This window comes from Candidatus Thiodiazotropha endoloripes, from assembly GCF_001708965.1.
GTDB classification, from domain to species: domain Bacteria; phylum Pseudomonadota; class Gammaproteobacteria; order Chromatiales; family Chromatiaceae; genus Thiodiazotropha; species Thiodiazotropha endoloripes.
Genome location: NZ_LVJW01000003.1, coordinates 1,519,515 through 1,534,975, shown reverse-complemented (window position 1 = coordinate 1,534,975; position 15,461 = coordinate 1,519,515). Strand labels below are relative to the sequence as shown.

The following is a 15,461-nucleotide window of genomic DNA, read 5'->3' as shown; positions in this document are numbered from 1 at the left end:
TTCACCCGGCCACCTGATTACTTACTGAATTTTCGAGCCTAACTCGCCGATTCAGGCAGCGCATTATAGACGCGCTGCATGACCTGTTGATAGACCTCATCGGCGGAAAACTGTGTCGAATCCAACTGCCAGGCATCCGACGCCGCCTTGAGCGGAGCTGCCGCCCGCCCGCTATCACGCTCGTCACGCTCTTTAATCTCTTCAGTAAGAGCGGCGAGATTAACACTCAAACCCTTTTCTTTCAACTGTTTATAACGTCTTAACGCGCGCTCTTCCACACTTGCTGTAAGAAATATTTTCACTTCAGCTGTGGGGAAAACCACTGTTCCCATATCCCGTCCGTCAGCTACCAATCCCGGAGCTTTTGCGTAACTTTGCTGCCAATCCAGCAATGCCTGGCGTACCCGGGGTATTGCCGCCACTTTTGAGGCGGCATTACCGGCGGTTTCCGTGCGGATCGCATCCGCCACATTCTCCTGCCCCAGCAAAACCCTCCCCTGATCAAAGGTAAGATCCAGATTTCTTGCCAGTTCAGAAACTTTATCTGCATTTTCGAAACTTATTCCAGCACGTTCAACAGCCAATCCCAGCACTCGATAGATCGCACCACTGTCCAGCAGGCGCCACCCAAGGGTCTCCGCGACCCGACTTGCCAGAGTACCTTTGCCGGAACCTGATGGCCCATCGATTGCGATTACTGGAACATGGTTCATTTTCCTGACACCTCAGTAATGCTCAGGCCACAACCACTGGCCAGCTCCACGAAACCGGGAAATGAGGTGTTTACATTCGCCACGTCGGCGATCTCGATGGAACCGCTAGCAACCAGTCCGGCCATTGCAAACGACATGGCAATCCGGTGATCACCGTGACTTTCCACCTGGCCACCATGGATCGGCCCACCCTTGATGAGGATACCGTCTTGGGTCGGATCTGCCTGAACCCCCAGCGATATCAATCCATCCGCCATAACCTGAATCCGGTCACTCTCCTTGACTCTGAGCTCTTCCGCCCCCTGCAGTCGGGTCTCCCCCTCCGCACAGGCCGCTGCAACGAAGATCGCCGGAAATTCATCGATCGCCAGTGGCACCAGCTCCTCGGGTATGTCGATTCCCTTCAGTGGACTGGAGCGAACCACGATGTCGGCAACCGGTTCACCACCAATCTCCCGCTGATTGAGCAGCTCGATGTCGGCCCCCATCAGGCGCAGAATCGAGATCACACCGTCCCGGGTCGGGTTGATACCCACATGCTGCAATGTAACCTCGGAACCCTCGGCAATGGCGGCCCCAACCATAAAAAAGGTTGCTGAAGAGATATCGGCCGGCACATCGATTTCACAGGCAGTCAGTTTGCCACCCCCCTGTAGACAGGTTTTGGCTCCATCACGCTGCAAGCTGTAGCCAAACCCCTGCAGCATGCGTTCAGTATGATCCCGGGTTGGTGCAGGTTCGGTCACACAGGTCTCACCCTGCGCATAAAGCCCGGCCAAAAGAACTGCGGATTTTACCTGTGCACTGGCCATCGGCAGCTGATAGTCGATCCCATTGAGCTGTTGATGTCCCGCCAGCACCAACGGGGCCGTGCCACCTGGCTGTGAGCCGATATTCGCACCCATTTCACTCAGTGGATCGATGACCCGCCCCATCGGCCTCCCGGAGAGAGAACTATCCCCGGTCAGGGTCACGGCAACACCACTGCCGGCCAACAGACCACTGAGCAGCCGCATTGAGGTTCCTGAGTTACCGAGATCCAAGGGCGCATCGGGTGTTGAGAGACCCTTCATTCCAACCCCTTTGATCTTCACGTAACCCGCTTCAGGCCCTTCGATCTGAACACCCATTGCTCGAAATGCATTGAGTGTGGCGAGGCTGTCTTCCCCTTCAAGAAATCCGTTGACCAGGGTCTCACCCTCAGCCAGAGAACCGAGCATGATCGAACGATGGGATATGGATTTGTCGCCAGGCACCCGAATGCTGCCGCTCAATCTTCCGCCGGGATTTACCTGATAGTGTCGTTTTGTTGTTTGCAACTCGATTGTACTCATAATTGTTGGCTAATAAGGGAAAGAGAGAGGATGCTTTTTTTATTCCGGGTGTTTGACACCATCCACGTAGCGATCCCGTGCCTGTTTGGCCGATTCGAACAGACTCAGCAAGCCATCCGCATCACCCTGCTCCAGCAACGCAGCCAGATCATGCAGTTCATCCGCAAATCGTGTCAGCATACCGCCGAGCGCCTGTTGATTGGCGATACAGATATCCCGCCACATCACAGGATTGCTCGAAGCAATCCGGGTAAAATCCCGGAAACCACCCGCGGCAAAGCGAAAAATCTCATCATTCTCTTTCAACCGGGAAAGACTATCTACCAGGGAGTAAGCCAGCATATGAGGCAGGTGGCTGGTCGCCGCCAATACCTCATCGTGGTGTTCCACGCTCATACTGGAAACCTCTGCACCACAATCCAGCCACATCTGTTCAACCCTCTGAACTGCATCGGCACGGGTTTCGGCAAGCGGGGTCAGAATCACCCGGCGGTTTCGATAGAGTTCCGCAAACGCCGCCTCGACACCACTACGCTCAGTGCCCGCGATCGGATGACCAGGCACCAAAAAGTCCGGGACGCCCTGAAACACCGCTTCGGCATCCCGTACCACGCTGCCTTTGACACTGCCAGCATCGGTTACCACAGCATGATCGGCCAGCTGCCCTTTCATCTTCTCGAAAGTATCACGGATGGCACCCAGAGGTACGGCAAGCAGCACCATGTCCGCGCCCTGAACCGCCTGTGCCACGTCGTGGGTATAGTGATCGATCACACCCAACTGCTGGGCTTTCTGCAGATTCGCCTCACCTCTGCCGCAGCCGACCACTTCCTTAACCTTACCCTCCTCCCGGAGAGCCATGGCCACCGAACCGCCGATCAGGCCCACTCCGATGATTGCCAGCTTTTCGATCATCATTGAAGCACCTCTTTCAATGCTGTGAGGAGCCGTTGGTTCTCCTCTTCCAATCCGATGGAGATTCGCAAATGGTTGGGCATACCGTAACCGGCCAGCGGACGGGTAATGCAACCCAGTTTCAACAATGCCTGATCGACCGCAGCCGCATCGCTGCCAAGATCCAGGGTGATAAAGTTACCGACTGAAGGAATGTAGGCCAACGACAGCGCTTCAAAACCCTGACAAAGCTGTTTCATCCCGGCATCATTCAATGCCACGCTCTGTTGAATGAAGTCATCATCCTCAAGTGCAGCCAATGCAGCGACCTGCGCCATACTGTTGACATTGAAAGGCTGCCGAACCCGATTCAGCAAATCCGCGATATCCGGATGCGACAGAGCGTAACCGATCCTTAACGACGCCAGACCATAGGCCTTGGAAAAGGTACGGGTCACAATCAGATTGGGAAACTCATCCAGCCACTGGGAAGCATCCGGATATTCAGTGGCCTGAACATATTCGAGATAGGCCTCATCGATGACGACAATGGTGGTTTCGGGAATCTGTTGCAGAAAACCGTAGAGTGCGTGCTTGGTCAGCCAGGTGCCGGTCGGATTGTTGGGATTGGCGATCCAGACAACCGCCGTCTTGTCACTCAACCGCTGCAACATCGCCTCCAGATCGTGACCATAGTCATTGGCCGGTGCCGCTACCAGGTTGGCCCCAGCGGCCTGGCTGCTGATTGGATAGACTGCAAAGGCATATTGGGAAAACAGTGACTCTTTGCCGGGAGCCAGAAAAACTCTGGCCACCATATCCAGTACATCATTGGAACCGTTGCCAAGGGTAATGTGTGATGCATCACAGTGGTGTTTCCCGGCCAGTCGCTGATGTAACTCAAAACTGCTACCGTCCGGATAGCGGGAGATCTCCCCCATCGCATCCGTCACGGCCTGGGCAACCCTGGGGCTGACACCGAGCGGATTTTCATTGGATGCAAGCTTGATCGAATGGCTGATACCGAGCTCACGTTCCAGCTCAGCGATTGGTTTGCCCGGTACGTAGGGCGTTAGTGCCCTTACACCAACGGCAGCATGTGTTAGGAATGGAAGGTTTGAACGCTTCATCGGCCGTTATTCAAATTTGTACGATCGGCGGTGTTAAAGAACCGCTTTTGGATAGGAGCCCAACACTCTGAATTGTGTCGCAGACTGCTCGATTTTTTTCAGTGCCTGGGAGAGATTGTGATCATCCTTGTGACCCTCAACATCGATGAAGAAGACATAATCCCAGCGCCCTCTTCTGGAGGGTCTCGATTCGATCCGGGTCATGCTGATGCCATGTTCCGCAAACGGACTTAACATCTCATGCAGACCACCCGCCTTATTGTGCGTAGAGAACAGGATGGTCGTCTTATCCCGACCGCTGGCAGCGACATCCTGTTTACCGATAACCAGGAACCTTGTGGTATTACCCGGTTCATCCTCGATGTTGCTAGCCAACTGGTTCAATTGATAGATCTCCCCGGCCGCATCTCCAGCGATCGCCGCGCAGCCGCTCTGCTGAGCGGCCAGCCCGGTGGCTTCCGCATTACTGTTTACCGCGATACGCTCAGCGTTTGGCAGGTGACGGTCGAGCCAACCACGACACTGGGCCAGAGACTGGGCATGAGAGTAGACCTTTTGGATAGCTGCAAGCTCCTTTTCCTTACTGAGCAGCTGATGGTTGATTCGCAGCGTCACCTCACCGGAAATCAGCAGAGGTGAATTGAGAAAGCTGTCGAGGGTATGACTGATAACACCTTCCGTGGAGTTCTCCACCGGGACAACGCCATACTGGCAGGCCCCGGCTTCCACATCACGAAAGATATCTCCGATCGAGTTCAGGGAATGGGTTCTTACCGAATGACCGAACTGTTTCAAGGCAGCCGCCTGGGTGAAGGTTCCGTCGGGCCCAAGAAATGCCACATTCAGCGGCTTTTCCAGCGCCAGGCAGGCAGACATGATCTCCCGGAACAGACGAGCGACCTCTTCACTCTCCAAGGGACCCTGATTTCTGGCTTTGACCTTGCGTAAGACCTCAGCCTCCCGTTCTGGCCGATAAAACTCCGCCTCAGGATTGGCGCTCAACTTGATGCGTGCCACTTCCTGTGCCGCTTCAGCACGTTCGTTGATCAGTGCTTGCAGCTGTGAATCGATCTCATCGATTCGCTGGCGTATGCTCTTCAGCTTGGCATCATCGTTCATGCAAAAACCCTAAGGTCAGTTTGTGCTGCCGTTCAAGGACCGGACAGACAGGACACCCTCGATGGAAGAGAGGGTTTCGATCAGTTGCTCGCTCGGTTTCTGATCCACATCAAGCAGGGTTACCGCCACATCGTCCCGGGACTTGTTCAGCATATCGAGAATGTTCAGCCCCTCATTGGCCAGGTCGGTGGAGATCTGGCCTACCATGTTGGGAACATTACTATTCACTACCGCGATCCGATGACCGCCGTTTCTTGGCAGATTGATGCTTGGAAAATTGACCGAGTTGGTGATATTGCCGTTTTCCAGATAGTCCTTGACCTGGTCCGCCACCATAATCGCACAGTTGTCTTCCGCCTCTTTGGTCGATGCCCCCAAGTGAGGCAGCGTGATCACCCGGGGGTGACCCTTGAGCAGGTTATTTGGAAAGTCACAAACATAGGCGTACAGATGACCGCTATCCAGGGCCTCGACAGCCGCCTGGTCGTTGATGATGCCGTTACGGGCGAAATTGAGCAGGACAGATCCCGGCTTCATCAGTTTAAGCCGATCCGCATTGATCATGTCGGCGGTGGCATCGGTAAGGGGCACATGAAAAGTCACAAAGTCAGACTTAGACAACAGATCATCGACACTGAGTGCCTGTTCAACCTCAGAGGCCAGCTTCCAGGCGCTTTGCACAGTGATGGTTGGGTCGTAGCCGATCACATTCATACCCAATGCACGGCAGGCATTGGCCACTTTGACACCGATCGCCCCCAAACCGATTACCCCCATGGTGCGACCGGGCAGCTCAAAACCGACGAAGTCCTTTTTACCGGACTCGACCATTTTCGAAACCTCCGGGTCACTGCCATCGAGATTGGTGGCGAAGCGCCACGCTTGTCCCAGATTTCTTGCTGCCAGCAGGGCGCCGGCCAATACCAGCTCCTTTACCGCATTGGCATTGGCGCCCGGTGCATTGAAGACCGGGATACCCTTATTCGTCATATCAGCCACTGGAATGTTGTTGACACCGGCACCGGCACGCCCAACGGCCTGTACTGTCGGTGGAATCTCCATCTCATGCATCTTGTAGGAACGTAGCAGTATCGCATCCGGATGGCTGACTTCAGAGGCAACTTCATAACTGTCCCTCGGCAGACGATCCAAACCGGCCACAGATATATTATTCAGGGTCAAGATTTTATACATACTGTCTCTCTTGTTTCCGATTTGCTCAGCTCAATTGATCGCTGGTCTTACGGGTTATGGATAACGCTTGCATGCACAGGATGTGTACGGATGGATTAACCGTTTACCCGTTCAAATTCAGCCATATAGTCGATCAATGCCTGCACACCCTGCTCCGGCATTGCGTTATAGATACTGGCCCGCATTCCGCCTACAGAGCGGTGCCCTTTCAGGGTCTTGAGACCCTCTGCACTGGCGCCTTCAAGAAACTTGCTGTCCAGATCAGCATTCGCCAGAGTGAACGGCACATTCATCCAGGAGCGGCTCTCCGGTGTCACCGGGTTGGCATAGAAGTCCGAGTTGTCGATCGCACTGTAGAGCGCCGCCGACTTACGCTGATTCACTTCCGCCATGGCTTCCAGACCACCTCTGTCCTTCAGCCATTTGAAGACCAGTCCGGCCAGATACCAGCCATAGGTCGGTGGTGTGTTGTACATCGAGCCATTGTCATTGTGGGTGGCGTATTGAAACATCACCGGAGTATCGTCCGCTGCCTGGCCAATCAGATCCTCACGAATGATGACCAGAGTCAACCCGGCCGGGCCGATATTCTTCTGCGCACCCGCATAGATGATCCCGTAATTGGAAACATCGATCGGCCTGGAAAGAATGGTTGAGGAAAAATCGGCGATCAGCGGTACACCTCCGGTCTCCGGTGTGTAGGGAAACTCAACACCCTGGATGGTCTCATTGGGTGTGTAGTGCACATAGGCGGCATCACCACTGAGTTGCAGTTCGGACTGTCCGGGAGTGGTGGTGAACTTGGAATCTTCCGTGGTGGCAGCGATATTCACATCGGCAAAGCGCTTCGCCTCGGCGATCGCCTTTTTCGACCAGGAGCCGGTATTGATGTAGTCCACTTTGCGCTTTGTACTGGCCAGATTCATCGGGATCATTGCAAACTGACTGGAGGCGCCGCCCTGCAGGAACAGCACTTTGTAGTTGTCCGGTACTTTCAACAGACTGCGCAGATCCGCCTCGGCCTGTTCAGCGATAGACATGAACTCCTTACCCCGGTGACTCATCTCCATCACCGACATACCAGCGCCATGCCAATCCAGCATCTCTTCCTGTGCCTGCTGTAAAACCGCTTCCGGCAACATCGCCGGTCCGGCGCTGAAATTAAAGACTCGTGACATCTTGGCCTCTCAAGTTTGCTGTGAAGAATGGGGTCGGGAGTGGAACCTCCCGACCCTTACTTTAAATAAAATGAAAATCCGATTACTCGTCTGCGTCCTGGGCTGACTCATCCTCGTCAGCCTCCTCATCGGTTTCACCATCGAGGTTTTCAACCCGCTCAATACCGATCAGTTTCTCTTCGTTACTGAGTCTGATCATGATCACACCTTGCGTGTTGCGACCCATTTGGGAGACTTCCGCAACCCGGTTGCGAACCAGGGTTCCCCCATCGGTGATCATCATCACCTCATCCTCATCGGTGACCTGAACCGCACCAACAACATTGCCGTTACGATCCGATGTCTGGATCGAGATAACACCCTGGCCACCTCGACCGTGTAGCGGATACTCCTCGATGGCAGTACGTTTGCCGTAACCATTCTCCGTCACGGTCAGCACGTCCCCTTCCGATGCGACAATCAGAGATACCAGTTTGTGTTCGGCTTCCAGGCGTATACCGCGCACGCCACAGGCCGTACGCCCCATCGGTCGGACGTTGGCTTCAGAGAAACGAACCGCTTTACCACTGCTGCTGAACAGCATGATGTCCTGTTCACCGTCGGTTACCGAGACTCCGACCAGTTTGTCCCCATCCCTCAGATCCACCGCAATGATGCCGTTTGCCCTGGGTCTGGAGAAAGCCTCCAGCGGGGTTTTCTTGACCGTACCGGAACTGGTGGCCATGAAGACATAGCGATCGCTTTGATACTCTCTCACCGGCAGAATGGCGTTGATCTGCTCCTCACTCTCCAGCGGCAACAGATTGACGATTGGCTTACCGCGGGCGTTACGGCCTGCCTGAGGCAGTTCATAGACTTTCAGCCAGTAGACCTTGCCCATGTTAGAGAAGCAGAGAATGGTGTCATGGGTACTGGCGACAAACAGTTTGTCGACAAAATCCTCATCCTTGGTGGCAGTCGCCACTTTGCCCTTGCCGCCCCGTCGCTGTGCCTGATAGGTACTCACCGGCTGGGCCTTGGCATACCCCGCATGGGAGAGCGTGACAACCACATCCTCTTCGGTGATCAGATCCTCTAGCGTCAGATCCAGGCGGGTCTGGATAATCTCAGTGCGACGCTCGTCGCCATACTGTTCGATAATCTCGATCAACTCATCGCGGATCACCTGCATCAGACGGTCGGGATTCCCGAGAATGTCGAGCAGATCGGCGATCTTCTCCAGCAGATCCTCATACTCCTTGATGATCTTATCCTGCTCGAGGCCGGTCAGACGGTGCAGTCGCAGTTCCAGAATGGCTTGCGCCTGGACTTCCGTCAGACGGTAGCCCGCTTCCGTCAGGCCAAACTCATCGGTTAACTCTTCAGGCCGGGTGGAGGCGGCACCGGTACGCGCCAGCATCGCTTCAACGGCGCCGGACTTCCAGCATTGAGCCAGCAATCCCTTTTTCGCCTCAGCCGGACTCGCCGCCTGCTTGATCAGTTGGATCACTTCATCGATGTTCGCCAACGCCACAGCCAGGCCTTCCAGCACATGGGCCCGGTCTCTCGCTTTACGAAGTTCGTAGAGCGTTCTGCGGGTCACCACCTCACGGCGATGGCGGATAAAGAACTCCAGCAGCTGTTTGAGGTTGAGCAGTCTCGGCCGGCCATCCACCAGGGCAACCATGTTGATGCCGAAGACACTCTGCATGGCAGTCTGCTGATAGAGGTTGTTGAGTACCACTTCAGCCACTTCACCCCGACGCAGTTCGATGACGATGCGCATGCCATCCTTATCGGACTCGTCACGCAGCTCCGTGATTCCCTCGATACGCTTGTCTTTGACCAGCTCGGCGATCTTCTCGATCAGTCGGGCTTTATTGATCTGGTAAGGTAGTTCATTGACGATGATGGTCTGTTTGCCATTGCTCTCATCGGTTTCGATTTCACTGCGGGCACGCATATAGATGCGTCCACGGCCTGTATGGTAGGCCTCATGAATACCGGTGGCGCCGTTGATCAATCCAGCGGTGGGAAAATCCGGCCCCGGCAGATGATCCATCAGCTGATCGATGGAGATATCGGGATTGTCAATCAGTGCCACGCAGGCATTGATCACCTCGGACAGATTATGTGGTGGAACATTGGTTGCCATGCCGACCGCAATACCGGCTGAGCCATTCACCAGCAGATTGGGGATCCGTGCCGGGAGTACGGAAGGTTCATGCTCGGTTTCATCGTAGTTGGCGATGAAATCGACGGTCTCCTTGTCGAGATCGTCGAGCATGGTATGGGCGATACGCGCCATACGGACTTCGGTGTAACGCATGGCGGCTGGTGAATCACCATCCACCGAACCGAAGTTTCCCTGCCCATCGATCAGCATGTAGCGCATTGAGAACGGTTGCGCCATGCGTACGATGGTGTCGTAGACCGCCGTATCGCCATGGGGGTGATATTTACCGATCACATCACCGACGATACGGGCTGACTTTTTATAGGGCTTGTTCCAGTCGTTGCCTAACTCATTCATTGCATAGAGCACACGACGATGGACAGGTTTCAGTCCATCACGGACATCTGGGAGGGCTCTGCCTACGATCACGCTCATGGCGTAGGCCAGGTAGGATTGCTGCATCTCGTCTTCGAGATTGACGGGAAGTACTTCTTTGGCGAATTCTGTCATGAGTTAAGGCTGGCTTCCTTAATATTGCCCGGCTCATCGGCAACCGATTGGCTATTTGCCGTCTGAAAGCTCTGTAGGGCGTCAGAAAAAAGCACAGTGTACCATAGTCCCCCGATACTGTGTTGTATAAAAAACGCCTGAAATCCGTTTTAAGAGCCTCTCAGGTCAATTAATCATCAATTTTCGCATCTTTTCTTCATTTGGCGCGTGAACAACCCCCTTCTCTGTGACAATCGCATCCACCATCCCCGCCGGTGTCACATCAAACACCGGATTCCACACCTCTGCACCGTCTGCGGCGACCCGTTTATCCCCACAGCTTTTAATCTCTGCACCATCCCTCACCTCAATCGGAATCTCTGCCCCGGATGGCAGTGACATATCGATGGTCGAAGTGGGAGCCACCACCATCACTTTCAGCTGGTGATGTTTTGCCGCCACGGCCAGATGATAGGTACCGATCTTGTTCGCCACGTCTCCGTTGGCGGCAATTCTGTCGGAGCCGACAATCACCCAGTCGACCTCACCCTGCCGCATCAGACTGGCCGCCGCCCCATCGGCAAGCAAGGTCACGGGAATCCTGTCCTGCAGCAGTTCCCATGCCGTCAATCTTGCCCCTTGCAGCCAGGGGCGGGTCTCGTCCGCATAGACTCCGGCCAGTTTGCCGCTTTTGAAGGCTGAGCGAATAACGCCAAGGGCAGTGCCATATCCACCGGTTGCCAATGCCCCCGCATTACAGTGTGTTATGACTTTCGAGCCTGCAGCGATCAATTCAGCACCAAGATCGCCCATTGCTCTGTTGGCCGCGATATCTTCTTGATGGATCGCCTTGGCCTCAGTCAATAGCCGCTCAGTGGGGTCCTCATCATCAGCAAGTGCCCCTATCAATTGATCCATTCTCTTGATCGCCCAAAACAGATTCACCGCTGTCGGCCTGGAGCGGCGCAACAGATCCACTTCCGCACGGATCCTGGATCGCCATTGAACCGCCCCGGCCTGATACGCCGCCCGAGCGGCCAGAACCATCCCGTAGGCTGCCGTGACACCGATTGCCGGAGCACCTCGAACCACCATCTCAGTAATTGCGTTGGCGGTCTCTGTGGCGCTGTTCAATTCAACAAAAGCCACTTGCTGAGGCAGTACTCTCTGGTCCAGCAGAAAGAGTTTGCTTTCTTGCCAGACGATGGCGTCATCGGCGGTAACCTGTTCAGGATCGAATCGGGGTTGCATGTTCAATCGGTACCTATCTTTAGTTTCGAAGCACTTAGTCTCTCACAATTACCAACGATGGGATATTTCAAAACCTGCTCTGGACAACTCTCCCCGGGGCTGGAAAATGCAGCTCGAAATAGCCACATCCACTTGAAAGGCATTGCATATTTCCGCTTTAACATGCCATGCTCTGCATCGCCGGAAGGTATCATCCGGTTGACAGTTTGATATCCATTCACAAACATGAAGCGAAACAATGCCCCAACAGGTTGATCTTCTGATCCATGCGGAATGGATCATCCCGGTCGTACCGGAAAATCAGGTACTCACGCATCACAGCCTGGCCGTCAGCGGAGGCCGAATTGAGCGTATTCTGCCGCGTAGTCAGGCAGAGTCAGAACTCGATGCCCTGCAGACCATCGATCTTCCCGGTCAGGCACTGATTCCCGGCCTGATCAATGCCCATACCCATGCATCGATGAGTCTGTTGAGAGGTCTTGCGGATGATCTGCCATTGATGACCTGGCTGAATGAGCATATCTGGCCTGCTGAGACCCAGTGGGTCAACGAAGAGTTCATTCATGACGGATCCCAGCTGGCCATCGCCGAGATGCTGTTAAGTGGAACCACCTGTTTCAACGACATGTACTTCTTTCCCGATATCACCGGTCGGGTTGCGGACCATGCGGGCATACGGGCCGTGCTCGGATTGATTGCCATCGATTTCCCATCCGCCTGGGCCGCCGATGGAGATGAGTACATTCACAAGGGACTGGAGGTACATGATCAGTTCCGCAACAACTCAAGAATCCATAGCGCCTTTGCACCCCATGCCCCCTATTCAGTGGGCGACCAGGTGCTGAAGCGCATCGCGGTGCTTGCCGATGAGTTGGAAATCCCCATTCACATGCACCTGCATGAGACACAGGATGAGATCGTCCAGGGACAGCAGCAGCACGGCAACCGACCGATGCAGCGGCTGAACGAACTTGGGCTTCTGTCGCCCGCTCTTGCCGCGGTGCACATGACCCATCTTCAGCCTGAGGAGATCGAGTTGTTTGCCTCGAGCGGCGCCCATGTGGTGCACTGCCCAGAGTCCAACCTGAAACTGGCCAGTGGCTTCTGCCCGGTTGCCGAGATGATCAAATCCGACATCAACATCGCCCTGGGTACCGATGGGGCTGCCAGCAATAACGACCTGGACATGTTCAGTGAGATGCGCACAGCTGCGCTGCTCGCCAAAGGGGTGGCGGTGGATGCCAGTGCCGTGCCGGCCGCCAAGGCGCTTTCGATGGCCACCATCAACGGCGCAAGGGCATTGGGGTTACAAGAGATCACCGGCTCACTGGAGATCGGCAAGTCCGCCGACTTGATCAGTGTCGACCTGGCCAGGCTGGCGAGTCAGCCGATCTACCACCCGATATCCCAGCTGGTCTATGCAGCCGGACGGGAACAGGTTTGCCATGTCTGGGTCGCCGGACAGCAACTGGTCAACAATCACACTCTGACAACCCTTAACCAGCCCCAACTCATCAAGCAGGCATCATCCTGGGCGGAACGTATTGCCGCCTCGGATTCGGCTCAGCAGGACTCGTAAATCCAACCTTTGATGTGTAACCTAACCGGATTACCACAACCAGGCTTAATCGAAGATTCATGAATCAGGAACAGATCAACGTCGATCACTCGGAAGTCAGCAAGTTTGAGGAGCTCGCCTCACGCTGGTGGGACCCCCATAGTGAATTCAAGCCTCTGCATGAAATCAATCCGCTGCGACTCGACTATATCAAGGGATTCACCTCACTCGAAGGCAAAGAGGTTCTCGATGTGGGATGCGGCGGCGGCATTCTGTCGGAAAGTCTGGCAGCCTGTGGCGCCAAGGTAACCGGAATCGATATGGGAGAAGCCCCCCTGCAGGTCGCGCGATTGCATCTGCTGGAATCGGGGCTCGAGGTCAACTATGAGCGCATCCCGGTGGAGCGTCTCGCCGAAGAGCGTCCCGCCTCATTCGATGTGATCACCTGCATGGAGATGCTGGAACATGTCCCTGATCCAGCCTCGGTTGTCAGTGCCTGCGCCAAGCTGGTCAGACCTGGTGGCCAGCTGTTCTTTTCCACGATCAACCGAAATCCCAAGTCCTATCTGTTTGCCATCGTCGGCGCCGAGTACCTGCTCCAGCTGCTGCCCAAGGGGACGCATGACTACGCCAAGTTCATCCGCCCATCCGAACTCAACGCCTGGACCAGAGAAGCCGGTTTGGACAGCCTGGATATCAAAGGTCTCAGCTACAACCCGCTGACACAACACTATCGAGTGGGTGACGATGTGGATGTCAATTATATGGTAGCCACAATCAAACAGGGATAGAGCCATTAAGTCGAATCATACTGATTGTGTACTGTTCGATCTGGATGGCACATTTGCGGACACGGCCCAGGATCTTCACTATGCACTGAATCTGCAGTTGGAGCGTCATGGCAGAGAGCCCGTATCGTTTCAGCAACTGCGCCCTTCCGTCTCTCATGGCAGTCGGGCGATGCTGCAGGTAGGCTTCGGTATCGATCCCGAGCACCCGGATTTCAGTGCCCTGCAAAAGGAGTTTCTCGATCTCTATCTGCAGAATATTGCCCAGCAGACCAAACCCTTTGAAGGCATGCTTGAGCTGTTGGACGAACTGGAATCTCTGGCAATACGCTGGGGCATAGTCACCAACAAACCGGCCAGACTGACCGATCCTCTGATGCAGAAACTCGGTCTGCAGCAGCGTGCCTCAGCCGTGATCAGCGGTGACACAACCCCTTACGCCAAACCCCACCCGGAACCCATTCTTCAGGCCTGCAGAGAGTCAGATGCCAGTCCTGAACGAACACTCTATATCGGCGATGCCCAGCGGGATATCGAAGCCGGGCGAAATGCGGGAACCAGGACTTTGATCGCCATGTTCGGTTACCTGGGCGAAACCGACAAGCCGGAAACCTGGCAGGCGGATGGCCGGATCGACCACCCCGCACAGATACTGGAGTGGCTATAAACCGATTCCATGAACAACCGATAATGTCTCATATGAGTAATATCAATGTCATAATCACTCGCTTGGTCGCTATAATGCCACTCCCGCAATCGGATTCGTGTTAACAGGCCCTGAAGCATGCATAACTACCAACCCTCGAAAACACTACTCAAAGAGCGCAATATCCTGGTCACCGGTGCCGGCAGCGGTATCGGCCAGGCAGCCGCCAGAGCATTCGCCGATCATGGCGCCACGGTAATTCTGCTGGGTCGTCACGAGGGTCGGCTCGAGGAGACCTACGACGCCATCGAATCTGCCGGAGGTCCAACACCGGCGATGATCTCATTCGATCTGGAGAAGGCGCCCGCCAACGACTACTACGCATTGGGTGAGAGTCTCTACGAGGAGTTCGGTGTACTGCATGGCCTGCTGCACAATGCGGCACAATTGGCCCTGCTCAGTCGTATCGATGACTATGATTTCGAGACCTGGCAGAAAGTCATACAGGTCAATCTAACCGCCCCCTTCCTACTCACCCAGGCCTGTCTGCCACTGCTGCGAAAAGCGGAAGATGCATCGATACTGTTCACCTCGGATGAGCGGGGTAGAAAAGGCAAGGCCTACTGGGGTGCCTACGGTGTATCGAAATTCGGCATAGAGGGCCTGATGCAGACCCTTGCAGACGAGCTGGAAAACAGTCACATCAGAGTCAACAGCATCGCCCCCTGCCCAACACGCACTTCATTGAGGGCCTGGGCCTATCCGGGTGAGAATCCCCTCTCGCATCCGCTTCCGGATACCCTGATGGGCAGTTATCTCTATCTGATGGGTCCCGACAGCAATCAGGTGAATGGAGAGGCCATGACCGCTCTGCCGGAGAGAAGTGAGCAGAGCACTTAAAGGTTATTAGGATTTAAGGATTGTCAGCGCTCTCCTGAACAGAGAGCGCTGGAAGCAGCTTATTCAGGCAGATGTGTAACAAAACACTCTTTTGCAATCCAATCTCTGTACA

General features: G+C 54.9%; 13 protein-coding genes. 4 read left to right on the top strand and 9 right to left on the bottom strand.

Features of this window, described 5'->3' with window-relative positions:
• Window positions 1-38 precede the first annotated feature (38 nt).
• The 9 genes from cmk to mtnA all read right to left on the bottom strand — a co-directional run bounded on the left by cmk (window position 39) and on the right by mtnA (window position 11,457).
• Window positions 39-713: a (d)CMP kinase gene (cmk, locus tag A3193_RS06880; RefSeq protein ID WP_069005611.1), complete on the bottom strand. Its 675-nt coding sequence runs from the start codon at window positions 711-713 to the stop codon at window positions 39-41.
• The gene (gene aroA, locus A3193_RS06875) at window positions 710-2,047 is read right to left on the bottom strand and encodes a 3-phosphoshikimate 1-carboxyvinyltransferase (RefSeq protein ID WP_069014387.1); all 1,338 of its coding nucleotides are present in this window, start codon (window positions 2,045-2,047) and stop codon (window positions 710-712) included. The genes cmk and aroA overlap by 4 nt, the downstream gene beginning before the upstream one ends.
• Window positions 2,048-2,086: 39 nt before the next feature.
• Window positions 2,087-2,962, bottom strand: a complete 876-nt coding sequence (locus tag A3193_RS06870) for a prephenate dehydrogenase (RefSeq protein WP_069014738.1) — start codon at window positions 2,960-2,962, stop codon at window positions 2,087-2,089.
• On the bottom strand, window positions 2,962-4,071 hold the full coding sequence (gene hisC / locus A3193_RS06865) for a histidinol-phosphate transaminase (protein WP_069005613.1): 1,110 nt from the start codon (window positions 4,069-4,071) through the stop codon (window positions 2,962-2,964). The genes A3193_RS06870 and hisC overlap by 1 nt, the downstream gene beginning before the upstream one ends.
• A gap of 33 nt (window positions 4,072-4,104) precedes the next feature.
• Window positions 4,105-5,190, bottom strand: a complete 1,086-nt coding sequence (pheA, locus tag A3193_RS06860) for a prephenate dehydratase (protein WP_069005614.1) — start codon at window positions 5,188-5,190, stop codon at window positions 4,105-4,107.
• 15 nt (window positions 5,191-5,205) lie between these two features.
• Entirely contained in the window at window positions 5,206-6,384 is a 1,179-nt protein-coding gene (locus A3193_RS06855) for a phosphoglycerate dehydrogenase (protein WP_069005615.1), read from the bottom strand.
• 95 nt (window positions 6,385-6,479) lie between these two features.
• Entirely contained in the window at window positions 6,480-7,562 is a 1,083-nt protein-coding gene (gene serC / locus A3193_RS06850; RefSeq protein ID WP_069014386.1) for a 3-phosphoserine/phosphohydroxythreonine transaminase, read from the bottom strand.
• 82 nt (window positions 7,563-7,644) lie between these two features.
• A complete protein-coding gene (gyrA, locus tag A3193_RS06845) occupies window positions 7,645-10,227 on the bottom strand; it encodes a DNA gyrase subunit A (protein ID WP_069014385.1) in 2,583 nt (860 codons plus the stop codon).
• A gap of 165 nt (window positions 10,228-10,392) precedes the next feature.
• Window positions 10,393-11,457 (bottom strand): S-methyl-5-thioribose-1-phosphate isomerase, encoded by a 1,065-nt coding sequence (gene mtnA, locus A3193_RS06840; protein WP_069014384.1) that lies wholly within the window; start codon window positions 11,455-11,457, stop codon window positions 10,393-10,395.
• A 238-nt stretch (window positions 11,458-11,695) separates the two neighbouring features.
• Here mtnA and A3193_RS06830 point away from each other — a divergent pair, with 238 nt between their 5' ends.
• The 4 genes from A3193_RS06830 (at window position 11,696) to A3193_RS06815 (ending at window position 15,349) form a co-directional block, all read left to right on the top strand.
• Window positions 11,696-13,036: a TRZ/ATZ family hydrolase gene (locus A3193_RS06830; protein ID WP_069014383.1), complete on the top strand. Its 1,341-nt coding sequence runs from the start codon at window positions 11,696-11,698 to the stop codon at window positions 13,034-13,036.
• A 59-nt stretch (window positions 13,037-13,095) separates the two neighbouring features.
• Complete coding sequence (ubiG, locus tag A3193_RS06825) at window positions 13,096-13,806, top strand: bifunctional 2-polyprenyl-6-hydroxyphenol methylase/3-demethylubiquinol 3-O-methyltransferase UbiG (RefSeq protein ID WP_069005621.1); 711 nt, start codon at window positions 13,096-13,098, stop codon at window positions 13,804-13,806.
• Between the two features lie 4 nt (window positions 13,807-13,810).
• Window positions 13,811-14,470, top strand: a complete 660-nt coding sequence (locus A3193_RS06820; RefSeq protein ID WP_069014382.1) for an HAD family hydrolase — start codon at window positions 13,811-13,813, stop codon at window positions 14,468-14,470.
• Between the two features lie 117 nt (window positions 14,471-14,587).
• Entirely contained in the window at window positions 14,588-15,349 is a 762-nt protein-coding gene (locus A3193_RS06815) for a YciK family oxidoreductase (RefSeq protein WP_069005623.1), read from the top strand.
• Window positions 15,350-15,461: the final 112 nt, after the last annotated feature.